This is a genomic window from Rhodococcus rhodochrous, assembly GCF_014854695.1.
Taxonomy (GTDB): Bacteria; Actinomycetota; Actinomycetes; order Mycobacteriales; family Mycobacteriaceae; genus Rhodococcus.
Genome location: NZ_CP027557.1, coordinates 1,370,516 through 1,395,467, shown reverse-complemented (window position 1 = coordinate 1,395,467; position 24,952 = coordinate 1,370,516). Strand labels below are relative to the sequence as shown.

At 68.8% G+C, this 24,952-nt stretch carries 23 protein-coding genes; 12 read left to right on the top strand and 11 right to left on the bottom strand.

Annotated features, from left to right (window positions below):
* Window positions 1-6: 6 nt before the first annotated feature.
* The 4 genes from C6Y44_RS06550 to map form a co-directional block, all read right to left on the bottom strand.
* Window positions 7-495, bottom strand: a complete 489-nt coding sequence (locus C6Y44_RS06550; protein ID WP_006550660.1) for an FBP domain-containing protein — start codon at window positions 493-495, stop codon at window positions 7-9.
* 86 nt (window positions 496-581) lie between these two features.
* Window positions 582-1,835, bottom strand: coding sequence for a formamidase (gene fmdA / locus C6Y44_RS06545; RefSeq protein ID WP_192378731.1), 1,254 nt, complete (start codon window positions 1,833-1,835; stop codon window positions 582-584).
* Between the two features lie 24 nt (window positions 1,836-1,859).
* Window positions 1,860-2,150 carry an FmdB family zinc ribbon protein gene (locus tag C6Y44_RS06540; RefSeq protein WP_174247076.1) on the bottom strand — a complete coding sequence of 97 codons (291 nt, stop codon included), beginning with the start codon at window positions 2,148-2,150 and terminating at the stop codon, window positions 1,860-1,862.
* Window positions 2,151-2,255: 105 nt separating this feature from the next.
* Window positions 2,256-3,035 carry a type I methionyl aminopeptidase gene (gene map, locus C6Y44_RS06535; protein WP_159418949.1) on the bottom strand — a complete coding sequence of 260 codons (780 nt, stop codon included), beginning with the start codon at window positions 3,033-3,035 and terminating at the stop codon, window positions 2,256-2,258.
* Between the two features lie 92 nt (window positions 3,036-3,127).
* Here map and C6Y44_RS06530 point away from each other — a divergent pair, with 92 nt between their 5' ends.
* Together C6Y44_RS06530 and C6Y44_RS06525 are read left to right on the top strand one after the other, a co-directional pair.
* Window positions 3,128-3,394 carry a helix-turn-helix domain-containing protein gene (locus tag C6Y44_RS06530; protein WP_060651790.1) on the top strand — a complete coding sequence of 89 codons (267 nt, stop codon included), beginning with the start codon at window positions 3,128-3,130 and terminating at the stop codon, window positions 3,392-3,394.
* A gap of 81 nt (window positions 3,395-3,475) precedes the next feature.
* The gene (locus C6Y44_RS06525) at window positions 3,476-4,387 is read left to right on the top strand and encodes a hypothetical protein (protein ID WP_159418950.1); all 912 of its coding nucleotides are present in this window, start codon (window positions 3,476-3,478) and stop codon (window positions 4,385-4,387) included.
* Window positions 4,388-4,403: 16 nt separating this feature from the next.
* On the opposite strand, the gene C6Y44_RS06520 is transcribed toward C6Y44_RS06525, so the two are convergent.
* The gene (locus tag C6Y44_RS06520; protein WP_159418951.1) at window positions 4,404-5,675 is read right to left on the bottom strand and encodes an MFS transporter; all 1,272 of its coding nucleotides are present in this window, start codon (window positions 5,673-5,675) and stop codon (window positions 4,404-4,406) included.
* Between the two features lie 102 nt (window positions 5,676-5,777).
* Between C6Y44_RS06520 and C6Y44_RS06515 the strand changes: the two genes are divergently transcribed.
* From C6Y44_RS06515 to C6Y44_RS06505, 3 genes are all read left to right on the top strand, one after another.
* Window positions 5,778-6,752, top strand: coding sequence for a pseudouridine synthase (locus C6Y44_RS06515; protein WP_159418952.1), 975 nt, complete (start codon window positions 5,778-5,780; stop codon window positions 6,750-6,752).
* Window positions 6,753-6,826: 74 nt separating this feature from the next.
* Entirely contained in the window at window positions 6,827-7,615 is a 789-nt protein-coding gene (locus tag C6Y44_RS06510) for an MFS transporter (RefSeq protein WP_159418953.1), read from the top strand.
* 104 nt (window positions 7,616-7,719) lie between these two features.
* The gene (locus tag C6Y44_RS06505) at window positions 7,720-8,199 is read left to right on the top strand and encodes an AAA family ATPase (RefSeq protein WP_225623737.1); all 480 of its coding nucleotides are present in this window, start codon (window positions 7,720-7,722) and stop codon (window positions 8,197-8,199) included.
* On the opposite strand, the gene C6Y44_RS06500 is transcribed toward C6Y44_RS06505, so the two are convergent.
* On the bottom strand, window positions 8,196-9,236 hold the full coding sequence (locus C6Y44_RS06500) for an ABC transporter permease (protein WP_159418954.1): 1,041 nt from the start codon (window positions 9,234-9,236) through the stop codon (window positions 8,196-8,198). The genes C6Y44_RS06505 and C6Y44_RS06500 overlap by 4 nt on opposite strands.
* A 130-nt stretch (window positions 9,237-9,366) precedes the next feature.
* Between C6Y44_RS06500 and C6Y44_RS06495 the strand changes: the two genes are divergently transcribed.
* The 3 genes from C6Y44_RS06495 to C6Y44_RS06485 all read left to right on the top strand — a co-directional run bounded on the left by C6Y44_RS06495 (window position 9,367) and on the right by C6Y44_RS06485 (window position 12,927).
* Window positions 9,367-9,924, top strand: coding sequence for a TetR/AcrR family transcriptional regulator (locus C6Y44_RS06495; protein WP_159418955.1), 558 nt, complete (start codon window positions 9,367-9,369; stop codon window positions 9,922-9,924).
* A gap of 87 nt (window positions 9,925-10,011) precedes the next feature.
* Window positions 10,012-11,637 carry a LuxR family transcriptional regulator gene (locus C6Y44_RS06490; RefSeq protein ID WP_159418956.1) on the top strand — a complete coding sequence of 542 codons (1,626 nt, stop codon included), beginning with the start codon at window positions 10,012-10,014 and terminating at the stop codon, window positions 11,635-11,637.
* A 114-nt stretch (window positions 11,638-11,751) separates the two neighbouring features.
* A complete protein-coding gene (locus C6Y44_RS06485; protein ID WP_159418957.1) occupies window positions 11,752-12,927 on the top strand; it encodes a flavin-containing monooxygenase in 1,176 nt (391 codons plus the stop codon).
* A gap of 25 nt (window positions 12,928-12,952) precedes the next feature.
* Here the strand turns inward: C6Y44_RS06485 and C6Y44_RS06480 are convergent, their stop codons facing one another.
* Window positions 12,953-14,716 (bottom strand): GNAT family N-acetyltransferase, encoded by a 1,764-nt coding sequence (locus C6Y44_RS06480; RefSeq protein WP_159418958.1) that lies wholly within the window; start codon window positions 14,714-14,716, stop codon window positions 12,953-12,955.
* A 55-nt stretch (window positions 14,717-14,771) separates the two neighbouring features.
* Between C6Y44_RS06480 and C6Y44_RS06475 the strand changes: the two genes are divergently transcribed.
* A complete protein-coding gene (locus C6Y44_RS06475) occupies window positions 14,772-15,551 on the top strand; it encodes an alpha/beta fold hydrolase (protein WP_159418959.1) in 780 nt (259 codons plus the stop codon).
* A gap of 99 nt (window positions 15,552-15,650) precedes the next feature.
* Here the strand turns inward: C6Y44_RS06475 and ychF are convergent, their stop codons facing one another.
* Both ychF and C6Y44_RS06465 read right to left on the bottom strand, forming a co-directional pair.
* Window positions 15,651-16,730, bottom strand: a complete 1,080-nt coding sequence (gene ychF / locus C6Y44_RS06470) for a redox-regulated ATPase YchF (protein ID WP_159418960.1) — start codon at window positions 16,728-16,730, stop codon at window positions 15,651-15,653.
* Between the two features lie 36 nt (window positions 16,731-16,766).
* Window positions 16,767-17,240 carry a hypothetical protein gene (locus tag C6Y44_RS06465; protein WP_404817786.1) on the bottom strand — a complete coding sequence of 158 codons (474 nt, stop codon included), beginning with the start codon at window positions 17,238-17,240 and terminating at the stop codon, window positions 16,767-16,769.
* 136 nt (window positions 17,241-17,376) lie between these two features.
* On the opposite strand from C6Y44_RS06465, the gene C6Y44_RS06460 reads away from it, so the two are divergent.
* Complete coding sequence (locus C6Y44_RS06460; RefSeq protein ID WP_225623736.1) at window positions 17,377-18,594, top strand: AI-2E family transporter; 1,218 nt, start codon at window positions 17,377-17,379, stop codon at window positions 18,592-18,594.
* 7 nt (window positions 18,595-18,601) lie between these two features.
* Here C6Y44_RS06460 and C6Y44_RS06455 read toward each other — a convergent pair whose 3' ends face one another.
* Both C6Y44_RS06455 and C6Y44_RS06450 read right to left on the bottom strand, forming a co-directional pair.
* Window positions 18,602-21,580: an AAA family ATPase gene (locus C6Y44_RS06455; protein ID WP_192378730.1), complete on the bottom strand. Its 2,979-nt coding sequence runs from the start codon at window positions 21,578-21,580 to the stop codon at window positions 18,602-18,604.
* Complete coding sequence (locus C6Y44_RS06450; protein ID WP_159418962.1) at window positions 21,577-22,755, bottom strand: exonuclease SbcCD subunit D; 1,179 nt, start codon at window positions 22,753-22,755, stop codon at window positions 21,577-21,579. The genes C6Y44_RS06455 and C6Y44_RS06450 overlap by 4 nt, the downstream gene beginning before the upstream one ends.
* 77 nt (window positions 22,756-22,832) lie before the next feature.
* On the opposite strand from C6Y44_RS06450, the gene C6Y44_RS06445 reads away from it, so the two are divergent.
* Together C6Y44_RS06445 and C6Y44_RS06440 are read left to right on the top strand one after the other, a co-directional pair.
* Window positions 22,833-23,996, top strand: coding sequence for a DNA recombination protein RmuC (locus tag C6Y44_RS06445; RefSeq protein WP_120281776.1), 1,164 nt, complete (start codon window positions 22,833-22,835; stop codon window positions 23,994-23,996).
* Between the two features lie 24 nt (window positions 23,997-24,020).
* Window positions 24,021-24,920 carry a DUF6542 domain-containing protein gene (locus C6Y44_RS06440; RefSeq protein ID WP_225623735.1) on the top strand — a complete coding sequence of 300 codons (900 nt, stop codon included), beginning with the start codon at window positions 24,021-24,023 and terminating at the stop codon, window positions 24,918-24,920.
* Window positions 24,921-24,952: the final 32 nt, after the last annotated feature.

Sequence of the window (24,952 nt, the reverse complement as noted above, 5' to 3'; positions counted from 1 at the left end):
CGCCCGTCAGGCGTACAGGCGATCGACGAACGCCCCGAGATTCTCGCGGACGCGTTCGGCCTTCTCCTCCGGCTCGAGATCCTCGCGGTACCGGCTGCCCAGTGCGGGCTTCTTCTTGCCGCGCGCATACAGCGAGCACTGCAGGTCGATGCACATGTACGTTCCGACCGCGTTGCCCGCTCGACCCGCATCGCCGACCTTGTTCGCCGTCATCAGCGCGATGCCACCCCGGGTGTGGGTGGTGAGGCAGATCGTGCACATCTGCGTCTTGCCCGAGCCCTGCTGTTCGAACCGCATGGCGACACCCACGAGTTCGCCGTCGCGGGGGACGACGATGTAGCCGCGTCCGGGGAACGACGGATCGGTCCAGCCGAGGAAGTCGAGTTCGTCCCACGGCCGGTCGTCGAGATCGCGCGGCACCGGAAGCCGCTTCGCATCACCCTTGGAGCAATTGACGAAGGATGTTCGAATGTCCCGTTCGGTGAGCGGGTCCATGGCCGGGACCACCTTTCGTTCGCGTATATACCGACCCGAGGACGGTACGCGCACCGCTCACACCGGACAAACGATTTTCGCGGCCCTCACGCCGACGAACGCGGCGCGCCGATACCCGGATCGATCGTCACCGGACCGGATGCGGTGGGCGCGACCGGGAAGTCGAAGATCGCCGTCGGAAGATACACCGTGGCACACGAATTCGGTATGTCCACGACACCCGACAAGCGCCCCTCGATGGGCGCGGCCCCGAGTAGGAGATACGCCTGCTCGGGGCTGTAGCCGAATTTCGTCAGGTAGTCGATGGCGTGCAGACACGCTCGCTGGTACGCCAATTGCGAATCCAGATACCGCTGTTCGCCGTCGAGCGTCACGGACGTGCCGGAAAACGCGAGCCACTCGGAGTACTGCGGGTCGGTGTTGCCCGGCATGAAGATGGCGTTCTCGCTCACCCCGTAGGTCTCCATGCCACCGGGGATCAGGTCGACGCGCAGGTCGATGAACCCGCCCATCTCGATGGCACCGCAGAAGGTGATCTCGCCGTCACCCTGCGAGAAGTGCAGGTCGCCGACCGACAGATTCGCACCGTCGACGAAGACCGGATAGAAGATCCGGCTTCCCTTCGTGAGGTTCTTGATGTCCTGGTTGCCGCCGTTCTCCCGCGGTGGAGCGGTGCGTGCCGCTTCGGCCGCGGCCCGGTCGAAATCGGCGCCCGACAGGCTGCCGAGAATCGCTCCGTTCGGCTCGGGTGGCAGCGCCAGTGCCGGCTCACGGTCGGGATCCGTCGCGATCAGCGCCGCTTCCCGGGTGTTCCACGTCGACAGCAGTTCGTGCGACGGCGCCGTCCCCATCAGGCCGGGGTGCACGATGCCGGTGAACGACACGTGGGGCACGTGGCGGCTCGTCGCCTTCTGCCCGGAGAAATCCCAGACCGCCTTGTAGGCGTCGGGGAACTGATCCGTGAGGAATCCTCCGCCATTCGTCTTCGCAAAGATGCCGGTGTACCCCCAACCCTGCCCGGCGAGCGGACCCGAGTCCTCCTGCGGGATCGGACCGAGGTCGAGGATGTCGACGATCAGCAGGTCGCCGGGCTTGGCACCCTCCACCGCGAACGGTCCCGACAACGCGTGCACGATGTGCAGCGGGGCATTGCGGATGTCGTCGGCGGAGTCGTCGTTGTGGATCTCGCCGTCGAACCATTCGCGGCAGTGCACGCGGAAGGAGTCCCCCGGTTTCAGCGTCGCGACGGGCGGGATGTCCGGATGCCAGCGGTTGTGGCCGATCTTCTCCTGATCGGTGAACCGGCGGGTCGAATCGAGGGGGAACACGACGTCGGGCACGGGACCTCCTGCAGCGGTGACGGATCAGGGTCGGGGTAACGATCGGTGCCGGGGATCGGTGGTGACCGGCCGCGACGGACGTCTCGGCGCACCCGGCAGGGCGCCCGAGACGACGTCGGGTTCGGACGCGGTCCGTGCCGTGGCGTCGTGCAGGCGCATCGCCGACGAACCGCCCCGGCCGAGACGGGGCGCGGTGAGCGAACGACGAGCCTGCCGAGCGCACTGCGGGCACGGCGTCGACGAGGAGACCTCGCTCATCGGAAGGGAGACGTCGAACGGCCCGCAGTCGGCGCATCGGAACTCGTACAGCGGCATCGGCATCGCCTTTCGCCCGTCGGTGCACCGACCATAACGGACCGAACGGAAACCCGCGCGTCTACTCCGAATGTTCCTGTTGTCCGGAACTGTTCGGTGACACCCCTATTCGGTGACACGCTCTCGCTTCGTCAGCACCAGCGGTTCACCCTCGGTGATCGCGATCGTGTGTTCGCTGTGCGCGGTGCGCGAACCGTCGGCGGAGCGGATGGTCCAGCCGTCGGGGTCGTAGACGATCTTGTCCGTCCCCGCCGCGAACCACGGTTCGAGGGCGAGCGTGAGGCCAGGACGCAGCACGAGCCCGCGACCCTTGCGTCCGGCGTTCGCCACATGCGGATCCTCGTGCATGGTGCGACCGAGACCATGACCACCGAATTCGGTGTTGACGGGATAGCCGTACTCGGCCGCGACGGCACCGATCGCCGCGGAGATGTCGCCCAGGCGGTTGCCGGGGAGCGCGGCGGCGATACCCGCGGCCAGCGCCACCTCGGTCGCCTCGACGAGACGTCGGTCCTCGGGACGCTCCGCGCCGACGATGATGCTGCGCGCCGAATCAGCGACCCAGCCGTCGATCGAGACGGCGATGTCCATGCTGAGCAGGTCGCCGTCCCGGAGCACGTAGTCGTGCGGGAGCCCGTGCAGCACTGCGTCGTTGACGGACAGGCAGATGACATTGCGGAACGGTCCACTTCCGAACGACGGTGCGTAGTCCCAGTAGCACGAGACCGCGCCGCGTTCCTCGATCATGTCCCGTGCGCGTTGTTCGAGGTCGAGCAGGTTCACGCCGGGTCGGGCGCGGCCCGTCAGGTCGTCGAGCAACTCGGCGATGAACGTGCCGGTCACGTCCATTGCCGCGATCTCACCGGGGGTCTTCAGTTCCAACACGGGTGTACTCCTCAGGATCACAAGACGGTATTTAAATACCACCCTAACGCGACGGTCGGTATTTTCATACCGACGCGGTTAGACTGCGGGTCATGGTGCGACTCCCCCTGACCCCGGAACAGCTGGCCGCCGGCAAACGCCTGGGCGGGCGGCTGCGCGAAGCCCGAGGCAGCAGGACGCTCACCGAGGTGGCCCGGGCCGCCGACATCTCACCGGAGACCCTTCGGAAGATCGAGACCGGACGACTGGCGACGCCGGCCTTCGCGACGATCGCCGCCCTCGCACGGGTGCTGCCCGTCTCCCTGGACGATCTCGCCGAACTGACCCTTTCCTGCACCGACCTGCAGCGCACCGGTTAGCCCCGACCCGCGTGACGTAACAGCGGGAGACATCGGCAGCGATATCAGGAGGCACACCACCGCGACAGCGAAGGGACCCGTATGTCCATGCAGCCTCCGCCGGACGGATACGGCTACGGCTACGGCGCTCCCCCGCCACCCTGGCCTATCCCGACCCCGCCGCGACGACCGAAGTGGCCGTGGCTGGTGGGCGGTGCCCTGCTCGTCGCCGTCGTCGCCGCGGTCGCCGCTCTGGTCGTCGTCCTGACCCGCTCGTCCGATCCGGGATCGGAGGGCGCTGTCGCCGCGAGTCCGTCCCCGTCGACCGTGACGGTCACCGTGTCGCCGTCCGCGGCCCCGCCGACGGAGACGGATCCGCCCGCCCCGCGAACACAGGCGAGCCGGTCCGCCCCGAGCGGCTTCCCGACCAACGGCACCCTGAAGGTCGGGGTGGACATCGCTCCCGGTGAATACGCGCTACGCCCGACGGATTCGCTCGGGGGTTACTGGGAGCGGCTGTCGTGCCTGACCGGCGACTTCGAGTGCATCACGGCAAACAGCATCGTGCAGGGCAACAGCTACGTCACCGTGCTTCCGGGCGACGTGGCCCTGCGGATCGAGGACCTCGAACTCACGGCGACCGGCAATCCCGCACCCGCGCCCGGACCCGCACGTCCGCTACCGCCCGTGTCCGCCTCCGAGGACACCGACCCCCAGGGTTTCGTCGGCATCCCCGAGGCACGGTGCAACCACACGAATCCCGCCGTCGCCATCGGGCAGACAGCCGACTCGCTCGTCGTGGTGTGCGAGACCGGCGCCGGGCGGTACTACTACAAGGGCGTCCGTACGAACGACGGGGCAGCGATCGAGATCGACGATCCCGTGCCCTCGGGCGACGGTTTCACCGCCACGAACGCCGGTGTGCAGTACAGCATCTCGTCGAGTGCTCTCGTCATCTCCGAGGGGTCGACGGTGCTCGCCGAGGAGCCGATGCTGCAGTACTGGTCGCGGTGATCAGCAGTACCGGTGATTACCGGGGTCGCGAGACCGCCTGCCCCGCGCCGCTCCGCCACACCCCGTGCACCCCGCTCGGTCCGATGCCCCGATCGAGGGCGAGCAGCAGGACGGCGCATCCGATTCCCGACAACACCAGGCTGGTGCCGAACAGCGCGGGATAGCCGAAGACGTCTCCGACCACACCGGCGGTGAATCCCGCGATGCCCTGCACGACGACGATCGCGCACGCGAGCAGGGTGTAGTCGCTGCCGGCGTGGTCCCTGTCCGCGGCGTCCATCATGAGCGTGAACACCGCGACCGTCGCGGCACCACCGAGGACATGTTCGGCCAGGCTCGCGGAGACGATGAGCCCGAACCCGCCGTAGCCGAGCGACGCGACGACGTACAGCGCGAGGCTCGCCGTCTGGGTGACGCCGCCGATCAGCAGGGCCTGCCGGCGACCGCGACGGAAGCACAGCCACCCACCGAGTGCGGCGCCGCCGAGGGCGCCTGCCGAGGACAGCACTCCCTTGACCAGCGCGATCTGCCCGAGGGTGAGTCCGGAGTCGGACATGAACGGTCCCACCATCGCCGAACCCATCGAGTCGCCGAACTTGAAGCCGCCGATGAGCAGGATGAACGCGAGCATGCCGGGGCGGCGCAGCCGCGCCCACCACGCGACCGTCATGCGGGTCGCGCCTCTCGGTTCCCGATCCGGCGTGGCCGGTCGCTTTGTGCGCGGCAGTCGCCACACCGGGATCGTCGTCAGCACCAGCAGGAACGCCATCGCGAGAAACAGGCTGCGCCAACCCGCGAGGGAGAAGACCCACAGCAGTGCTCCCCCGCCGACGATCATCCCGATGCGGTACGCGCCGACCTGGATGCCGTTCCCCAACCCGCGTTGTTTCGGTCCGAGCAGTTGCACGGCCAGACCGTCGGTCGCGACGTCCTGCGTGGCCGAGAGGGCGTTGACCACCGCGATGCCGACGAGCAGCCACCGCAGCGTCGACGACAGGTCGAGGCACGCCAGGATCAACGACACCGCCGACGCCGCGAGCTGGAGCGAGAGCAGCCACTGCCGCCGCGTCCCGTAGTGGTCGACGTACGGCGCCCACAGGAACTTCAGCGCCCACGGCGCGAAGAGCACACCCGTCGCGCTGATCGCGATCAACGAGAAGCCGGACTCGCGGAGCACCACCGGAAGCGCCTGCGTGAAGAACCCGTACGGCAGACCCTGCGCGAAGTACAGGGCGGCCAGCAGCGCGAGCGTGCCGGTCGGGATGCCGAGCCGGGCCGGTGCAGTCATGCGGACATGGTGTCAGAACGGTGTGCCCGTGGATCTCGACAAGTCCTGATCGCGCCGTCGCCGATCACCCGAGGTGCAGCTCACGTCGCGGCCGATGGGAGGATGGTGCCCGTGCCGATGCCCTCACCGTTGCCCGTCAGGAACGGGGTCGGGCCCACGCGACTGCGTGTTCCGACCTCCGGTCCGTGGTCGACGGTCGCCGAGTACGTCGTCGCGCGTTTCGACCATCTCGACGCCGACGATCTCTACCGTCGCTTCGACGCCGGCGAGATCGTGGGGATCGACGGAGAACCCATCGGTCGCGGCACCGAACTCGGAGCGCACCGGTTCGTCTGGTACTACCGCGATCTGCCCGTCGAGGAACCGGTGCCGTTCCACGAGGAGATCCTGCATATCGACGACGACCTCGTCGTGGTCGACAAACCGCATTTCCTGCCCACCACCCCGGGTGGGCGCTACCTGCGCGAATCGGCACTGGTCCGACTGCGGACCCGCCTCGACAACCCGGACCTGACACCGATCCACCGGCTCGACCGGGCGACCGCCGGGCTCGTGATGTTCTCGGCCCGGCCGGAGACGCGCGGCGCCTACCAGTCCCTGTTCGAGAAGCGTCGGGTCACCAAGGTGTACGAGGCGGTGTCCGCACTGCCGGCGGAATGGGATCCGGGAGCGCCGGAGATCGCCGGACGTCCGGTCCCCGTGCTGTACCGCAACCACATAGAGGCGCGGCGCGGTGAGTTGCGCGTCGTCGTCGACGACACCCGCGAACCCAACTCGGAGACGCTGATCGAGGTGCTCGGATCCGGGATGAGCAGGTCCGGACGGGCCGTCCTGCACACCCTGCTGCGCCCGCACACGGGTCGGATGCATCAGCTGCGAGTACATCTGGCGGCGCTCGGTATCGGGATCCTCGGCGACCACTGGTATCCCGTGCTGCTGCCCGAGACACCGGACGACCATTCGCTCCCCCTCCAATTGCTCGCGCGCGAACTCGAATTCGTCGACCCCTTGTCAGGGATCGAGCGTCACTTTTCCACCCGGCGCAGCCTGGCCGAAGCACCGACCACGCAGGACTGAGGGCGCCCGAACGGATCCTGCTCGATCCTCCGAAAACTCCGACATGCCCGGCTTCACGAAATACGCTGGTAGGCATGACCAAGGTCGTCGACGGTTACCTCCGGTCGCCACTGTCGGGCATCGCACCGTGGATCCTCATGTCCGTCCTGTCGGCCCCGGGACGGTTCGAGGAAGCGGTGTGTTTCGCTCTCGGCCTCGTCCTGCTGACGATGTGGGTGGGCGCGCGACGCGGCATCAAGATACACGCCCTCGACACGTTCGGTGCGGCGTTCTTCGCCGTCCTGGCGGCGGTGGGCCTCATCGCGTCGGACGGTGTCATCGACTGGATGGAGATCTGGGCGGGTGAACTCACCAACATCGCGCTCGCGGTGTTCGTCGTCGCCACCCTGATCGCGCGCAGACCGTTCACACTCCCCTACGCGAAAGAGGACACGCCCCAGGAATACTGGACGTCTCCCCTGTTCATGAAGATCAATTACGTGATCTCCGCGGTCTGGGCCGGTGCGTTCACCTTCTCCGCCATCGTCGGATTCATCGGCGACGCCGTGATGCGCGACCCGGGCAACTTCTGGACCGGTTGGGTGCTCCAGCTCGCGGCGATCTTCTTCGCGGTCTCCTTCACCGAGTTCTATCCGGACTACGCCGGTGCGAAGTTCGCGGCGTCGCAGGGCGAGTCCGAACCCGCCCCGTCGCTCCTGAAGCTGATCGACTGGTTGCCGACGTTCGTGCTGGTCGCGGGGATCTTCGGGTGGGTCACCGACTCGATACCGGACGCGGTCGGGATCGGCATGATCGTCGTCGGCATCATCGGCAGCGCCGTGATCGGCAGACTCTCACCGAAGATCGAGAAGGCCTCCACGTGACGCGGTGCCCTGGCGCCCAGGGGTGCGGATCAGGCCCGATCGATTCGGATCAGCGATGAGCGTTATCGGTCTCGATGTCGGTGGCGGTGCGTACCGTCGGCCCGATGGCAGCGAACAGGACCCGAGTGTCTCGCGTCGTGATGATGTGCGGCCCGGCCGGTGCCGGTAAGACCACCTATGCCAAGCGCCTGGAGCGCGAGGGTTGGACGCGTCTGTCGTACGAGGTGGAGTTCTGGGATCGCGGGATCACGACCATGCCCTCCGCCGACGTGGTGGCCGAGGTATCAGCAGACCTGAAGGCGCGCTTGCTGCGCCATGTGGCAGCCGGGAACGATGTCGTGCTCGACTTCGGATTCTGGTTCCGGCGACAACGTGACGAGTTCCGCGCACTGCTCGCACCGCAGGGCATCGTGCCGGAGACCGTGTACATCGCGACGGAGCTCGAGACCATCCTGAGCCGGGTCGGCGACCGGCACGGGAGGTGGGCGGACGATTGGCCGCTGACCGAGCGGACGGCGACGGAGTACTTCGAGCGGTTCGAGCCGCCGACGCCCGAGGAAGGACCGCTCGAAGTAGTCCGCTAGGCCGTGACCTGCGCCGAAGGACGCTCTGTCGCTTCCTCACCCACCGCATGTCGCATGCCCACCGCGTAGAGCACGAGTCCCACGACGATCCACGTGGCGAGGGTCGACAGCGCGACGAATCCGCCGGCACCGTCGAAGTATGCCGCGGAGCGCACGAGGGTTCCGGCAGCACCCGGGGGAAGGATCTGACCGAAGGTACCGAGTCCGGACGGCAGCCATGCCGACGTCGTCGCGATACCGGCCAGCGGATTGCCGAGGAACATCATGGCCATCGCACCGATGGTGAACCCTTTGGCGCCGAAGGCCTTCTGGAGTCCGGCCAACGGGAGTGCAAGGGCGGCGATACCGAGGGCCATGGATCCCGCGACCGGCCAGAAGGTCGATTCGATGCTTCCGAACGCGAAGGTGAGGATGGACGCGACGACGATGCCACCGACGGCAGCGAAGACGAGCAGGCCGGTCAGGTACCAGCCGTCGCTGCGCGGCAGGATCTTCCGGAATGCGACGACCGGGACGATGCCACCGAAGACGAGCGGGAAGGCGAGACCACCGATGCCGATACCGGTGGGGTCGGATTCCGGCAACGGAACGACGTCCTCGACGGTCACGTCGGCCCCGAGTGCTCCGCCGACCGCCTGCGAGGTTCCGGCGAGCGAACCGGAGATGGCGGTCGAGCCCGCGCCGGCGACCAGCGTGCGGACGCCCGACTCGTCGACGACGAACCCTCCGATGACGTCGCGGTCGTGGATGGCGTCGCGCAGTTCCTGCTCGGAGGCGAATCGCTGCGAGGTGTAGGCGTCGGGGGCGGCCGTCGCGAGCGACGTCTCGAATTCTTCTGCCGCTGCAGAGGTTCCGACGATGCCGACCTGCAGGTCGTGCGGTCCGCTCTTCAGTGACGGCATGATGAAGACCAAGAGCATGAGCACGAGGATCACCCCGAGCCCGCACGTCATTCCCAGCACCGTCAGCGCGGGATGCGGCTTGCGCGCGGTGGAGTCACCCGCGTCGGGAACTGTCGTCGTAGCGGCGTCTGCCATCGCGTCTTCCTTGTCCGAACCATCGCTAAGTGGATGATTTTCCTCCACTTCTATCGGAGAATAATCCTCCGGTTAGGATGGACATGTCAAGCGAAGTTCCTCACAGCCCACTCCGGAAGGAAGGCAACCGATGCGTGCCGATGCCGCGAAGCGTCGTCAGCTGATCGTCCAGGAGGCGCGCCGGCTGTTCGCCGTCCACGGCAGCGACGTCGCGCTCGAGGCGGTCGCGGAGGCCGCCGGAGTCGGCATCGCTACCCTCTACCGGAACTTCGAGTCCCGGGCCGCGCTGGCCGACGAGGTCGCGCTGACGATCCTCGCCGACATGCGCGCAGCGGGCACCGAGGCCCTGGAGCGCGTCGGCTGCTCACCCGAGGACGCCTGGGTGGGCTACGTGCAACGGCTGGTCGAACTCGACCTGGGTGCACTCTCGGCCACCCTCGCCGAATTCGTGACCGACGAGATCTCCGAATCGGTGCGCGACGCCCAGGCGCAGACGCTCGCCGGGGTCGAGGAGCTGCTCGACGCGGTGCGATCCGCCGGCATCGTGCGCCCCGACCTCGACGCGCTGGAACTGGTCCTGGCGATCGGCCTGATCACCCGTCCCTTACCCGACGCGATCCGTGCGGTGACCCCGGATCTCGTTCCACGATTGGTGTCGATCGTTCTGGCGGGCATGCGACCGTCGTGAGCCGCGCGCACACCGACGACCCTGCGTATCCGCGGGCGTAGGATCGCAATCAGCCGGTGTCGGCGGCGCTCGATCGCGGGAGCGAACATGGGCAGGTCGGCGGTCCTGGACCACGCGCGGGCAGCGTACCGCGCGCGCGAGTGGCCGCGTGCCCTGGACGGATTCCGCAGCGCCGACACACTCGCCGTCCTGTCCGCGGACGACCTCGATCTGTTCGCCCGAGCCGCGTACCTCGCTGGTCACGACGACGCCAGCGTCGCACTGTACGAGCGCGCCTTCGCCGCACATCTCGAAGCCGGCGAAACCGAGAGCGCGGGTATCAGCGCCTTCTGGTTGTGCTTCCTGTTGATGGGACGCGGTGAAGTAGCACGGGCCGGAGGTTGGCTGGAGCGAGCCCGACAGTCGGGTGTCCCGGACCGACCGGACTGCGCGACCAGCGGCTTCCTGATGATCCCCGGAGCAGTACAGCAGATGTACGCGAACCGGCCGACCGAGGCACTGCCGATCTTCACCGCAGCTCAGCGCATCGGACGGGCCTGTCACGACGCCGACCTTCTCGCTCTCGGTTCGCTGGGCATCGGACAGTGCCGAGTCCTGCTCGGCGACGTCGACGGCGGGCTGCGGACACTCGACGAGGTACTCGTCGCTGTCGGATTGGGCGAGGTCTCGCCCGTCGTCTCCGGACTGGTGTACTGCGCTGTCATCGAGACCTGTTACGGCACATATCATCTGCAACGGGCGAAGGAGTGGACTCAGGCCCTCGGCCGCTGGTGCGACGATCAGTCCGGACTCGTGCCCTTCCGGGGACAGTGCCTGGTCCATCGCGCCCAGATGCTGCAACTCGAGGGCGACTGGTCGCAGGCGATGGACCTCGCCCGCCTCGCACTGCAGCGGCTGTCGGATCCGCCCGGTCAACCCGCGATGGGAATGGCCCTGTACGAGCAGGGCGAACTGCATCGTCTACGCGGTGAGTTCGCCGAGGCGGAAGCCGCCTACAGGTCAGCGGGCATGTACGGGCAGGAGGTGCAGCCGGGTCTTGCTCTGCTGCGTCTGAGGCAGGGCGACACCACCGCAGCGGTCGCCGGAATCCTCCGGGGTCTCGGCGAAGCCTCGAATCTCGACCGGCCGCGGATGCTCGCCGCCCACACGGAGATCGCGCTCGCCACCGGAGATGTGGCCGCGGCCCGGCGCAGCACCGACGAACTCGAGGCGCTGACCCGGACGCAGGACGCCCCTGCACTGGCAGCGATGGCCGACCACGCGCAGGGCTCGGTCCTGCTCGCCGAAGGTGACCCCTGCGGCGCCCTCGAACGGCTGCGGCGATCCGGCAGGCGCTGGCGTGACCTCGGTGCACCCTACGAACGTGCCCGGGTACGAGTGCTGCAGGGTCGATGCTGCGCCGCACTCGGCGACGACGATGACGCCCGGCTCGAATTCGACTCGGCAGCATCGGTTTTCCACGATCTGCACGCGTTGCCGGATCTGCGTGAGCTCCGCGGTCCCGAACTCGCCGACGCACCGAACGGGCTGACGCCCCGGGAGGTCCAGGTGCTGCGCGCCGTTGCCACGGGCAAGACGAATCGAGCCATCGCCCACGAGTTCGTCATCAGCGAGAAGACGGTGGCTCGGCACCTGAGCAACATATTCACCAAGCTCGAGGTGTCCTCACGAGCGGCGGCGACGGCCTACGCGTACGAGCATCGCCTGCTCTGACTGGGTAGAACTGCCCATACGCTGCCACCTTCGATTGCACACTCCTCCCGACGCGGCCGAGGGGCGGCAGTGCCTAACGTCGTCGGTGTAGTTCCCTCACCTCGGGGAGTCGTCATGACCGTCCACAGCGCACCCCAACAGATCGACACCGTCGTCGTCGGCGCAGGTCAGGCAGGCCTGTCCGCCGGTTACCATCTGGCCCGCCGTGACCGTCCGTTCCTCATCGTCGACACGTACAGACGCATCGGCGACAACTGGCGCTGCCATTGGGACTCGTTACGCCTGTACAGTCCCGCCGGCTACGACGGACTGCCCGGCATGTCGTTCCCGGGCGACCCGCACCGCTCCCCCACCAAGGACGAGCTCGCCGACTACCTCGAGTCCTACGCCTCCCGATTCGATCTGCCCGTACTCGGTAACACCCGGGTGCGCCGACTCTCCCACGACGGTGACCGGTTCGCCCTCGACTGCGGCGACACGCGGATCGAGGCGAACAACGTCATCGTGGCCACGGGCACGTTCGGTCGAACCCCACGCGTCCCCGACTTCGCTTCCGAACTGGATCCCGAAATCGTGCAGTTGCATTCGAGTGAATATCACGATCCGTCGCAGTTGCGTGACGGTCCGGTACTCGTGGTGGGGGCCTCTCATTCCGGCAGTGAGATCGCCTACGAGCTGGCGGCGTCCCATCCGACGATTCTGTGCGGACGCGACACCGGGCAGTTGCCGGTGCGTGTGGACAGTCCCGCGATGCGCGTGTTGTTCCCGGTCCTGTGGTTCGTGTGGGGACATGTGCTGTCCGTGCGTACCCCGATGGGACGACGTGCTCGCGAGGACGAACGGCGTCACGGCGCGCCGCTGCTGCGAATCCGCCGACGGGAGCTGGCCGCGCGCGGCGTCACCCGGATCACCGAGCGGGTGACCGGCGTGGCCGAACTCCGCCCCGCACTGTCCGACGGCCGGATTCTCGACGTGACGAATATTGTGTGGTGCACCGGATTCCGCCAGTACTACGACTGGATCGACCTACCGGTGCTCGACACGGATGGCTGGCCGCGCGAGGAACACGGCGTGGTTCCCTCGGTGCCCGGCTTGTACTTCACCGGTCTGTGCTTCCAGTCGTCGTTCCGGTCGATGCTCGTCGGCGGGGCCGGCGCGGACGCGGAGTACGTCGTCCGTCACCTCGTCGCACGCGGCGCACCCACGTCCACCGGAACGGATCCGGATCGGCACAGGACGCGCTACACGACGAAGCGGAGATCCACCGCGTCGCCGTCGGCTACGACGTAGTCCTCGGCCATCGAGTCGGCCGACGTCAGAGCGCCCGTTCGAGTCCAACCTGGGTGCAGCCGTAGCCGAGCCGCGCCCCGAACATCCGAGCCCGCTCGTCGGACGCGTCCACGGCGATCTGCGCGAGCGTGGCACCCCGGTTCCGGCCGTGATCGTGGGCCCACTCGAGCATGGCTGTGCCGATGCCGCGGGAACGTTCGGACGAGGCGACCCGGATTCCTTCGACGAGCAGGCGGGTGGCACCGCCACGGAACAGACCCGGCACGATCGTCAACTGCATCGTGCCGACGATCCGGCCGACCTCGTCGCGCACCACCGCGAGGTAGTGCGAGGGGTCGCGGGCGACGGCGTCGTAGGCCTCTTCGTATCGGGCGAGTTCCGCACCCTCGCAGGGGGTCTGCTCGTCGTCGGAGAGCAATGCGACGATCGCCGGTACGTCGGATCGACCGGCACGTTGAACCCGATAGCTACTGTCGCCCAACCGGATCTGCCCGCCGACCGATTCGCGGGCGCGGGCCTGCAACCGGGCGATGAGCAGGTCCAGCCAGCCACCGACGTGCCGCCGAGCCTCGACGGTATCGGGATAGCGGCACCGCAGGTGCAGACCCGAGTCGTCGAGGATGAACCACAGCATCACCCCGTCGGTGCGGATGGTCGCGCCGACGTACTGCGCCTCGAGGCCGGTGGCGTCGACCCGGACGGGAAGCCTGCGCAGGTCCAGCCAGGAGATCGCGAACATGCCCGGGACCTCCGGCATACCGCCCCACGGGCGCAGGATGTCCTCGAGGGGCCAGGATCCGAGCCGGACCGCCTCCTTGACGGCGTCCGCGGCCGCGCGAGGTTCGGGGACGGACGATTCGAGCACCGAATTGGTGATGAACCAGCCGACGGAGTCGTGCCAGGTGGCGTCGTACCGGCTGTGCACCGGGAACACCGCCCGCAACGGGACTCCGGCCAGTTCGAGGGTCACCTCGGTCATGGCCGCGACCACCAGCGCGAGGGTGGACACCCTGTCGTCCTTGGCCTGGGAGGAGAAGGCGGCGCTGTCGTCGACGTCGAGCACGTCGCGCACCTCCACGCGTTCGCGTTGGAGACTCGCCACTCCGAGGGAGAGCGGGAAGCGCGGCATCACGTCACCGCTGGCGGCGAGCACCTCGGCCCAGCGCTCGTGGACTTCGGCGGGTGCGGCCGGACGGTCCTGCAGTGCCCGGGTGTGTTCCGCGAAGGCCGGTGTCGGCGACAGGGACGGTTCCCGTCCCGCGCGCACGGCGGCGAGGGCAGCGAGCAGGTCGCGGGCCATCACCAGCATCGACCACATGTCGACGTGCGAGTGATCGGCGGCGACCACGACGGTCGGTTCCGTGGCGGTCTCGAGCACGCATAGTCGGTGCGACGGCCGATTGTAGGGCGAACATGCGCTGTCGAGGACGTCCCGGAGGGCGTCGTTGACGGCCTGACCGGGACCGATCGGATGTTCGACCCAGCCGCCCGGGCGGATCTCGGCCTCGTGCAGGCGCGGCTCACCGTCGTCGCCGTGGGTGAACACCGAGCGCAGGGTGCCGTGCCGCGCGATCACCGCCAGCCACGCGGCCGCGAGGTCGTCGAGCGAGACCGGCTCGAACAGACGGAAGGACAGAGCCATCCAGGAGCCGGGACGATCGCCTGCGCCGACGTGCCGCCGCTGGTCGAACGACACGGGAAGCGCCCGGCCGAGCCCCGCGACGGTGACGTCGTAACCGAGCAGTCGGCCGAACGGCAGGCGCAGGTGCGCCACATTTGTCAGCCGCATGCCGGGTATCCTAGGCGCCTTCTCCAGCAACTGCTTTCCGACATCGGGAGACGACGTGCCGACCTTCAGTGTGCCGGGGGCCGAACTCGACGTGGAGCTGAGCGACGAGGGTGGGCACCCGATCGTCCAGCTCCACGGCCTGACCTCGAGCCGCCACCGCGACCGTCTCATGGACCTCGACCTGGGCCGCGGTCTCAGCGGCACTCGACTGTTGCGCTACGACGCGCGGGGGCACGGCCACTCGACGGGGCGTGCGGTGCCGGAGGACTACCGCTGGCCGGTGCTCGCCGACGACCTGCTGCGGCTGCTCGATCACTACTTTCCCGGAGAGCGGGTGCACGGGGTCGGGCCGTCGATGGGCACCGGGACCCTGTTGCACGCGGCGGTGAAGGATCCGGAGCGGTTCAGCAGCCTCACGCTGTTGGTGCCGGCGACCGCCTGGGCCACCCGCGCCGCGAAGGCCGCCGAGTACCGGGCCGCCGCCGATCTCATCGAGCAGCAGGGACTGGCGGCGTTCCTCATGCGCGATCTGAATGCACCACGTCCACCGGCCACCGTCGACGCGCCGGAGACCGCCCCCGACGTCACCGAGGACCTGCTGCCGTCGCTGTTCCGGGGCGCCGCGCTGAGCGACCTGCCCGATCCGGAGGCCGTGTCCGGCATCGACGTTCCGGTGACGGTGCTGGCGTGGATCGACGATCCCGCGCACCCGGTGTCCACGGCGGAAGCCCTGGTGGGTCTGCTCCCCCACGCGAAGCTGGAGATCGCGTACACCCCGGCCGATCTCGCGCAGTGGCCGAGCATTCTCTGCGAGGACGTCGCCCGGCACGGTTGATTCCGTCGGCATATCGATTTCGGTGTTCCCGACCTCGATATACGGGGTCGAGAACACCGAAATGCGGATGACTACGGAGGAACGCCTCGATGGCGTTCGTCAGACGTTGAAGCGGAACTCCACCACGTCGCCGTCGGCCATGACGTAGTCCTTGCCCTCCATGCGGACCTTGCCCTTGGCCTTCGCCTCGGCCATCGAACCGGCCGCGTCGAGGTCGACGAAGGAGACGATCTCGGCCTTGATGAAGCCGCGCTCGAAGTCGGTGTGGATCACGCCGGCCGCCTTGGGAGCGGTGTCACCCTTGCGGATGGTCCAGGCACGCGATTCCTTCGGACCCGCCGTCAGGTAGGTCTGCAGACCGAGGGTGTGGAAACCGGCGCGTGCGAGCTGCTTCAGACCGGCCTCGGTCTGGCCGATGGACTCGAGCAGCTCCATCGCCTCGTCCTCGTCGAGCTCGAGGAGCTCGGACTCGACCTTGGCGTCGAGGAAGACGGCGTCTGCCGGTGCGACGGCCTTGCGCAGCTCCTCCTTGCGCTCCTCGTTGGTGAGGACGGCCTCGTCGGCGTTGAAGACGTACAGGAACGGCTTGGCGGTGAGCAGGTGCAGGTCGCGCAGCAGCTCGCCCTTCACCTCGGCCTGGGCGGAGAAGATGGTGCGGCCGTCCTCGAGGATCGCCTGCGCCTTCTTCGTCTCCTCCAGCTGAGCGACGAGTTCCTTGTTCTTCCGGGACTCCTTCTCGAGCCGCGGCAGTGCCCGCTCGATCGTCTCCAGGTCGGCGAGGATCAGCTCGGTCGCGATGACCTCGATGTCGGCCATCGGGTCGACCTTGCCCTCGACGTGGACCACGTCGGGATCGTCGAACACTCGCACGACCTGGCAGATGGCGTCGGCCTCGCGGATGTTGGCGAGGAACTTGTTGCCCATGCCCTCACCGGCGGAGGCGCCCTTGACGATGCCGGCGATGTCGACGAACGACACCGTGGCCGGAAGGATGCGCTCGGAACCGAAGATCTCGGCGAGCCGGTTCAGCCGCGGATCGGGCAGTTCGACGACGCCGACATTGGGCTCGATGGTGGCGAACGGATAGTTCGCTGCCAGCACATCGTTCTTGGTCAGCGCATTGAACAGCGTCGACTTGCCGACGTTGGGAAGACCGACGATTCCGAGGGTAAGGCTCACGGAATCGGTATTCTACGCGGCCGCCCGCCGCTCATTTCACCCGCACGCCACCCGCACCAGTTGCGCGATGCGCGCGGCCTGGTCCTCGTCGGGCACGGTCGATCCGTTGGTCGCGACCTCCTGGACCTTCGCGTTCACTTCCTGGTCGGACGCACCCTCGTCGATGAGCGGACAGGTCTCGGTGACGATGGACTCGATGTCCTGTGTCTCCCGGTCGGCCGACAGCTGCGGATAACCGGTACGGAAGGCCGCGACGAAGACGTCGAGCTTCGCCTCGTCGAAGACGTCGCCCGCCCGCTCGGCCGCGCTGGACGCGATGCTCTGCACCGACGAGATGGCACCCTCGGCCTGCTCTTGAACGCTCGTAACGGCGACATCCGCCGACGACCGCACGTCCTCGTTGCTGGAAGTGTCGTCGGAGCTGCACGCGGTGAGCGCGAAAGTGGCTGCGACCGCCACGGCCGCCGCAGGTACACGCAGGCGTCGGGTCGGGCTCGTTCGGTTCGTCACGTTTCGAGGATGCCACGGCCGGGGACCCTTCAGCGCCGTTTCCGGCGTGTCGTCCGGACCACGCGCGGCGCTCGGTGACCGTAGATTGGCGACTGTCGATCGGTATCGAGCTCGATACATGTCGGAAGGACCGTCGTTGACCGAATCGAAGACCGCGCCCAGCGGAAACAGCAGTGGGAAGCCGTCGGCGAAGCCCGACCGCGGAAGCCTGCTGGGCACGGGCGGAATCTGGCTCGCCAAGTGGTCGGCCTGCCTGGTCGTCATCGCCGCCGGTGCGGTGGTGATCGGCTGGATCATCGAGAAGATGTGGGTGATCGTGCTGCCGGTCGCCCTCGCGATCGTCGTCTCCACGATCCTGTGGCCGCCCACCCGCTTCATGACCAAACGCGGCGTTCCTCCGGCTGCTGCGGCCGGCCTGACCCTCGTGATGTTCTTCGCGATCGTCGGCGGCATCATCGCCGGCATCGTCCCGTCGGTGGTCTCCCAGATGCCGGACCTGGCCAACAAGGCCACCGAAGGCATCAACACCGTGCAGGAATGGGTGAAGGGACCCCCGATCAACCTGCGCGACGAACAACTCGACAACGCCGTCCACGCGGTGGTCGAGCGGGTGCAGGGCAGTGCCGCCACCATCGCGGGCGGTGTCTTCTCCGGTGTGAGCACGGCGGGCTCGCTGCTCGTCACGCTCGCTCTGGTCCTCGTGCTGACCTTCTTCTTCATCAAGGACGGCCCGCGCTTCGTGCCGTGGCTACACCGTGTGAGCGGTGGCCGCGCCGGACGTCACCTCGAAGCGGTACTCGGCCGCATGTGGGACACGCTGGGCGGGTTCATCCGCACGCAGGCCTTGGTGAGCTTCATCGACGCCCTGTTCATCGGTATCGGCCTGCTGATCCTCGGAGTCCCGCTCGCACCTGTGCTGGCGATCCTGACCTTCATCGGCGGATTCATTCCCATCGTCGGTGCGTTCGTCGCCGGTGCGCTGGCGGTGCTGGTCGCACTCGTCGCCAACGGTTTCACGACCGCGATCATCGTGCTGGTCCTCATCATCGCGGTGCAGCAGATCGAGGGGAACGTGCTGCAGCCGGTGCTGCAGTCGCGGTCGATGAACCTGCACGCAGCCGTGGTGCTGCTCGCGGTGACGGCCGGATCGTCACTGTTCGGGATCATCGGTGCGTTCCTGGCGGTGCCGGTCGCGGCGGTGGCCGCGGTGGTCATCCGCTACATCGGCGAACAGATCGACGAACGCGCCAGTGATGGCGACGACGACGAGACGAAGGCACTCCCGGCTCCGGGCGACACCTCCGTGCCCGATCCGAAGCCGGCCTCTCCGGCACCCGCCGCCTCCGAGGACTGAGGGGCGGTCAGCTCGCGACGCGGACGGTGGATCCCGAGCGGCCACGGATGACGTGCAGCCTGCTCGGGATCCGCTGCCGCATCTCGTCGACGTGACTGACCACGCCCACCACACGGCCTCCCGCGCGCAGTTCGTCGAGCACACCCATGACGGCTTCGAGGGAGTCGGCGTCGAGTGAACCGAACCCTTCGTCGATGAACATCGTGTCGAGTACGAGCCCACCGGCCTCTGCGGCGACGACGTCGGCGAGGCCGAGGGCGAGCGCGAGGGACGCCTGGAAGGACTCGCCGCCCGACAGCGTCTTCGTCGATCGCACAGCCCCGGTGTACTCGTCGTGGATGTCGAGACCGAGACCGCCACGACGACCCCGGCTCTCGGCCGCGTCGGAGTGCACGAACTCGTAGCGACCGCCGGACATTCTGCGCAGGCGTTCGGAGGCGGCGTCGGCAACCTCCTCGAGTCGCGCCGCGAGCACGTACGAGCGCAACGACATCTTCTTGGCGTTCGACCCCATCCCCGCGACGACGTCGGCGAGCGCGGCGAGTTCGGCGTGTTCGTCGAGCAGCGGGGCCAGTTCGGCGCAGGCACGCTCGAGTCGGCGGGTGTAGTTCTCGATGTCGAGGTGCCGGCGCTCGGCCTCAGGGGCCTCACTCAGGGCCGCCTCGACCGCGGCGGCACCGTCGTCCACCACCGCGCGCGCGACCGTCACGTCGGCGACCTCGTCGCCGGTGAGCGCCGCGATCGCCGGGTCGTTCAGCGTGGAGGTGGCCACCGCGCGTTCGTCGTCGGCGGCGCGCAGGACGCGGTCGATCTCGGCGAGTCGCTCGGGCGTCCGGACGGCCGCGCGGGCACTGTCGAGGTCGGTGAAGCCTGCCTCGGCGGCTGTGGTGCGGGCGTCGGCGGCGCGTTCATCGGCGGCCGTGCGCGCCTGGAGGGCTGCGGTACGAGCATCGAGCAGTGCAGTGGCCGCGGCGGACAGTGCCGCGACCGTCTTCCGTCGCGGGGCGAGCAGGTCGAGGTCGCCGACGGCCTCGACGATGCGCTCGCGGATCTCCGTGATCTCGGCTGCGCGGACCGCGTCCTCGCGGGCGAGCTCGGACAGTTCGGCGTCGAGCCGCTTCTCCTGTTCGGCCAGCACCGTGTCGAGCTTGCGCAGATCCTCGACCGCCGCGCGCAGGTGGTCGAGCCGACCGGCGACGGTGGCGGCCTCGTCGTGGGCGCGGACCGCCTCGGCGTGGGCGGTGGTGAGCTCCGCGAGTTCGGCATCGCCGCAACGCTGCCGGAGGACGGCCACGATCCCGGAGAGTTCGGTGACGGCCTCGCGTGCTTCGCTCAGCGCGGCGGCGGCGCGTTGCTCGGCGGCGTGGGCGCGTTCCTCGTCGGCCTTCGTCGCGGTGTCGGGCGTCGGGCGGGCAGGCTCGGGATGCTCGGTGGACCCGCAGACCGCGCACGGTTCGCCGTCGGTGAGACGTGCCGCGAGTTCGGCGGCCATCCCGTCGATCCGGCGCTGCCGGATGTCGAGGTGCGCGTCGCGCGCGTCGTTGAATTCGGAGTGCAGTTGCAGCACCCGGGTTTCGAGTCGTTCGAGTTCGGTTCGGCGCGAAGCGAGTTCGGTGGCGGCGTCAAGTGCGTCGGCGGCACGGTCGCGCGCGGTGGACAGGCCCGGGAGCATCGCGGCTGCGCGCTCGGCCTCGGCGACCGCATCGGCGGCGGCGGTCGACCGCTCGGGCAGCGCGGCACGTTCGTCGATCACCTGCTGACGCTCGTCGGTGAGAGCGCGGTGGCGCCCGACGAACTTCTCGCGGTCTGCCTCGAGCTCGGCGAGACGACGTCGGCGATCGAGCAGCACGTCGAGACGCGCTGCCTCCGAGGACCATTCCTCGCATCGAGGACGGATGACCTCGCGGTCGGTGGTGGACGGCGTCGGCCCGACAGCGTCGAGGAGATCGCGTCCTTCGTCGTCGCTCCGAAGCGGCGCGGCGGCTGTCTCGGCGCGCGCTGCGGCGGCATCGGCCTCGCGTGCGAGACGGTCGGCCTCCCGATCGACGACCGCGACGCTCACCGCGCGATGCGCGGCGTCACGTTCTGCCGTCAGGGCGACGCGCTGCGACTGCGTCTGCTCGAGTTCGGCGAGGACGTTCAGGGCGTCGCGGCGACGGCGGAGTCGGTCGGCGAGAGCGACGGTCTCGTCGAGCCTGCGCCGGTTGGACTCGTCGACGGCGCGGACGCGCGACAGGGCCGCGGCGGCGTCGTCGCGGTTCTCCGCGGCCTCGGCGAGCAGGCGGCCCGCCCACTCCACCGGGTCGGCATCGGCGCCCGCTTCGATCCCGGCGGACGCAGCCACCTTCGCCGCGAGGACTTCGACCTTCTTCTGTTGCTCGGCAAGCAGTTTCGTTCCGGCACCGCGGCGGTCGCGGAACCACTGCTCGAGGTCGCCGAAACGGGTGGTGTCGAACAGACGCTCGAGCAGCCTGCCGCGCTCTTCGCTGTTCGCGCGCAGGAACCGGGCGAAGTCGCCCTGTGGAAGGAGTACCACCTGGAAGAACTGTTCGGCGCTCATCCCGAGCAGCGACTTGACGACGTCGCCGATCTCCTGGGCGCGCGACAGGTTCTCCCCCGACCCGTCGAGCCACGTGAGATTCGCCTTGGCATTCTGTTTGATCGTGCCGGTGCCGCGCTTCTTCGGGCGTTCGAACTCGGGGCTGCGTTCGATGGACAGGCGGCGCCCCGCGATGGTCGCCTCGAGCCGGACCGTCGGCACGGCACCCACCCGCGCGTGGTCGGACAGCAACCGGCGCCCTTCGGAGCGAGCCCCGGGGACGGTGCCGTAGAGCGCGAACGCGACCGCGTCGAGGATCGACGTCTTGCCCGCGCCCGTCTGGCCGTGCAGCAGGAACAGCCCGTCGGCGCCGAGCTCGTCGAAGTCGATCTCGACGGTGTCGGCGAACGGACCGAAGGCCGTGATCTCGAGGTGGTGCAGTCTCATGCGGGCACGTCCGTCCGCCACTGTGTGTCGGTCTCGTCGCCGATACCGCGACGACGGTCGACCTCCCTCAACGCTTCGTCGATCCAGCCGCGCTCGCGCTCGGACGGTTCGGAACGCACGTCGGTGAGGAACGACGCGGCGACATCGCGATCGCTGCGACCGCGCACCTTGTCGCGATAACTGCCCTCCGTGGACCCGGCCGGTCGCTGCCATTCGACGTGCACGGCGTACGGGAACCGCTCCTGCAGGCGACGCATGGCGTCGAGCGGGCGGGTCGCGTCGGTCAGCACCGCGGAGACGTAGTGCTCCTCGACGGCGGCATGGGCCGGATCGGCGAGCAGGTCGTCGAGTTCGCCTTCGAGACGGGTCAATTCGCGGATCACCGGGAGATCGACGCGCTCGACGGACGCCGCACCCGCGGCGTCGAGGTCGACGACGAAGACCGCCTTGCGGTGCGAGCGCTCGCCGAAGGAGTACGGCAACGGCGATCCCGAGTACCGGACCGTCTCGCTCACCGTCTGCGGGGAGTGCAGGTGACCCAGCGCGACGTAGTCGGCACCGTCGAACGACGACGCGGCCACCGTTTCGACTCCGCCGACGGAGATGGACCGCTCGGAGTCGCTGGGCTCGCCACCGACGACGAAGGCGTGGGCCAGGACGACGGTGCGGCCGTCGCGACCCGCGGCATCGGCGCGCACGCGTTCCATCGCCGCGTCGAGGATCTGCTGGTGCGAGCGGGCCTCGGGGACGCCGAGCTCGGCGCGGGTGATCTCGGGCTCGAGATACGGGATGCCGTAGAAGCAGACCGGGCCGTGCTCGTCGTGCAGGACGACGGGGCTGTCGATCTGCGACACGCGGGTGATCAGGTGCAGACCACCGTGCGCGGCGAAGGCGGCACCGGCGCCGAGACGGACCGGCGAGTCGTGGTTGCCGGAGGTGGCGACGATGATCGCCCCTGCCTCACGGATGGCCTCGAGACCGGCGTTGCACACGGCCACCGCGTCGGAACTCGGGATCGACCGGTCGTACACGTCGCCCGGCACGACCACCACGTCGATCCCGCGTTCGGCCACCAGATCGGCGATGGTCCGCAGCGCACGCGCCTGGTCGGCGAGCAGGTCGACCCCGTGGAAGGTGCGGCCGATGTGCCAGTCGGAGGTGTGCAGGATCCGCATGGGACAGACGGTAGAGGAGGGGACCGACATCCCCGGGTGTCGGGTGGATGTCGTATCGATGAGGCATCATCCGCCACATGACAGCACTCACGGCACTCGGCCTGCTCGTCGCGCTCGGTCTGGGGGTGGTGCTCGGCTGGCTGTTGCGGGCCTCCCGCGACGGCGAACGCGCAGCCCGTGCCGAGGCGCAGCTGGCAGCCCTGCGCGACAACGAGGAGCAGCTGCGTCAGTCGCTGGCCGCGGTGAGCGAGGACGCCGCGCGTCGGCAGTCCGGTGCCATCGGCGACCAGGTGTCGCGGCTCGTCGGCCCGTTGAACGAGGCCGTGGGGGCGCTGGCCCAGCAGGTCGAGCACGTCGAACGCAACCGCGTGCACGCCTACGCCGGGCTGAGTGAGCAGGTCGAGGGCATGCACCGCGCGTCGCAGCTGCTGTCCACGCGTACCCAGCAGCTGGTCACCGCGCTGCGTGCGCCGCAGATCCGCGGACGATGGGGTGAGATCCAGCTCGAACGCGTCGTCGAACTCGCCGGGATGGTCCGGCACTGCGACTTCGACACCCAGGTGAGCAAGGACGGAGTACGGCCCGACCTGCTCGTCTACCTCGCCGGCGGCAAACAGATCGTCGTCGACGCCAAGGTGCCTTTCGCCGCCTATCTGGATGCCGCCGAGGCCGAGGAGCCCGACGAGCGCGATCGGCACCTCACGCGCCACGCACGTCAGTTGCGTACCCATATCGATCAACTGGCGGCCAAGGCCTACTGGGAGTCGTTCGACCCGACGCCCGAGTTCGTCGTGCTGTTCGTGCCGGGCGATCCGTTCCTCGACGCCGCGCTGGGTGCCGATCCCGATCTGCTCGAGCACGCCTTCGCCCGGAACGTCATCCTTGCCACACCGACCACGCTCGTCGCGTTGCTGCGCACGATCGCGCACACCTGGCGGCAGGAGGCGCTCTCCCGCGACGCCGCGACCATCCACCGATTGGGCCGTGAGCTGTACCAACGGCTCGGTGTGGTCGGTTCCCACCTCGATCGGCTCGGCAACCAGCTCGGCAAGGCCGTCGATTCGTTCAACATGACGGTCTCGTCGATGGACACCCGGGTGGGCGTGACGGCCCGCAAGCTCCACGACCTGGAAATATTCGACGGTGCGGTGCCCGAGGTGCAGCGTGTCGACGCGTGGCCGCGGCGCAGCACTCTGGCAGAAAGAGCAGTGGCGGACGGTCCTGTCGACGAAGCGAGCTGACATCGCCACGCTAATGTCTACGTTGTGTCTGCAACCCAACGTGCACGTTCGGCGGTGCCGCTCGACATGCGGTCGTTGGTGCCTACGGTGCCCGGTGTGCCCTGGTGGGGTGCCGTGGCGATCGCAGCCGGAACGACGCTTCTCGGGGTGCTGCTCGACAGCGCACGCGGGAACGAACTGACCTCTGCGTTCACTGTCTTCTACGTGCTCGGCTGCGTCGCGGCCGCGGTGGCGGTGCGCTATCGCGGACTGTTCACGGCCATGGCCCAGCCGCCACTGCTGCTGCTCCTCGCGGTGCCGATCGGTCAGGAGATCGTCTCCTCCGACAGCACCGGCGGATTGAAGGATCTCGCGCTCAACGTCGCCTATCCGCTGGTGAACCGTTTTCCGGCGATGCTGGTGGCGACACTCCTGGCACTGGCCATCGGCGGTTTCCGGATCTTCGTGACCCGACAGAACACGGGGGTACGGGCCCGGGCGCCGCGCGAGCGGGCGAAGCCGCGGGCAGCGAAGGCCGGAACCGCGAAGGAGCGCCCGGCCCGCGCCGCCGGCGACCGGCCGAACCGCGCTGTGAACGACCGTCCGACCAGACGTGCGGCCCGGGGACGACCGGCGGCGGCCACCCCTGCGGACGCACCTCGCACCGCCGCGGGCCGCGGGACGCCGGCTGCGAAGGCGTCGGTCCGGGAGGTCGCCGACACCCGCCCCCGTCGCCGCGTCCGTCCCGAATCCCCGGCCGCCGAGCAGCCCGCTCCCCGGCGTGCCCGCGCTCCCCGGCCTGCGGAGCCGGTGCAGCCGGAGGTCCGCGAACCGCGGCGCCGTCCGGCACCCGACCCGGAGACCGGTCGACCGGCGCCCTCCCCCGCACCCACGCAGGGCTACGAGCCGCCGCGCGTGCGGTACCGCGACCGCTACGAGGACTGACCCATACGACGAAGACGACCGGTCACCTGCCG

What these genes read in the sequence shown, in the direction of transcription:
- C6Y44_RS06550 (WP_006550660.1), bottom strand. Translation starts at nt 495, where the DNA reads ATGGACCCGCTCACCGAACGGGACATTCGAACATCCTTCGTCAATTGC.
- C6Y44_RS06540 (WP_174247076.1), bottom strand. Translation starts at nt 2,150, where the DNA reads ATGCCGCTGTACGAGTTCCGATGCGCCGACTGCGGGCCGTTCGACGTC.
- C6Y44_RS06530 (WP_060651790.1), top strand. Translation starts at nt 3,128, where the DNA reads ATGGTGCGACTCCCCCTGACCCCGGAACAGCTGGCCGCCGGCAAACGC.
- C6Y44_RS06525 (WP_159418950.1), top strand. Translation starts at nt 3,476, where the DNA reads ATGTCCATGCAGCCTCCGCCGGACGGATACGGCTACGGCTACGGCGCT.
- C6Y44_RS06520 (WP_159418951.1), bottom strand. Translation starts at nt 5,675, where the DNA reads ATGACTGCACCGGCCCGGCTCGGCATCCCGACCGGCACGCTCGCGCTG.
- C6Y44_RS06515 (WP_159418952.1), top strand. Translation starts at nt 5,778, where the DNA reads ATGGTGCCCGTGCCGATGCCCTCACCGTTGCCCGTCAGGAACGGGGTC.
- C6Y44_RS06510 (WP_159418953.1), top strand. Translation starts at nt 6,827, where the DNA reads ATGACCAAGGTCGTCGACGGTTACCTCCGGTCGCCACTGTCGGGCATC.
- C6Y44_RS06505 (WP_225623737.1), top strand. Translation starts at nt 7,720, where the DNA reads ATGGCAGCGAACAGGACCCGAGTGTCTCGCGTCGTGATGATGTGCGGC.
- C6Y44_RS06500 (WP_159418954.1), bottom strand. Translation starts at nt 9,236, where the DNA reads ATGGCAGACGCCGCTACGACGACAGTTCCCGACGCGGGTGACTCCACC.
- C6Y44_RS06495 (WP_159418955.1), top strand. Translation starts at nt 9,367, where the DNA reads ATGCGTGCCGATGCCGCGAAGCGTCGTCAGCTGATCGTCCAGGAGGCG.
- C6Y44_RS06490 (WP_159418956.1), top strand. Translation starts at nt 10,012, where the DNA reads ATGGGCAGGTCGGCGGTCCTGGACCACGCGCGGGCAGCGTACCGCGCG.
- C6Y44_RS06485 (WP_159418957.1), top strand. Translation starts at nt 11,752, where the DNA reads ATGACCGTCCACAGCGCACCCCAACAGATCGACACCGTCGTCGTCGGC.
- C6Y44_RS06480 (WP_159418958.1), bottom strand. Translation starts at nt 14,716, where the DNA reads ATGCGGCTGACAAATGTGGCGCACCTGCGCCTGCCGTTCGGCCGACTG.
- C6Y44_RS06455 (WP_192378730.1), bottom strand. Translation starts at nt 21,580, where the DNA reads ATGAGACTGCACCACCTCGAGATCACGGCCTTCGGTCCGTTCGCCGAC.
- C6Y44_RS06450 (WP_159418962.1), bottom strand. Translation starts at nt 22,755, where the DNA reads ATGCGGATCCTGCACACCTCCGACTGGCACATCGGCCGCACCTTCCAC.
- C6Y44_RS06445 (WP_120281776.1), top strand. Translation starts at nt 22,833, where the DNA reads ATGACAGCACTCACGGCACTCGGCCTGCTCGTCGCGCTCGGTCTGGGG.